Origin of the sequence: Bacillus paranthracis, assembly GCF_001883995.1 — a bacterium.
GTDB lineage: Bacteria > Bacillota > Bacilli > Bacillales > Bacillaceae_G > Bacillus_A > Bacillus_A paranthracis.
On the sequence record NZ_MACE01000091.1, the window covers coordinates 1 to 271 of the forward strand.

Annotated in this window: 1 protein-coding gene; it reads left to right on the forward strand. The window is 51.3% G+C overall.

Annotation, left to right across the window (positions count from 1 at the left end):
• Positions 1-271, forward strand: a 271-nt coding sequence (locus tag BAQ46_RS31820) for a hypothetical protein (protein WP_249024577.1), incomplete at both ends; no start/stop codon positions are given.

Consider the following 271-nt stretch of genomic DNA (forward strand, 5'->3'; position numbering starts at 1 on the left):
CTCCTGTAGGTCCAGTAGCTCCTGTAGCTCCTGTAGATCCAGTAGGTCCAGTAGATCCAGTAGCTCCAGTAGATCCTGTAGATCCTGTAGATCCTGTAGATCCAGTAGGTCCAGTAGCTCCAGTAGATCCTGTAGCTCCTGTAGGTCCAGTAGCTCCTGTAGCTCCTGTAGCTCCTGTAGGTCCAGTAGCTCCTGTAGATCCTGTAGATCCAGTAGCTCCAGTAGATCCAGTAGATCCAGTAGCTCCAGTAGATCCAGTAGGTCCAGTAGC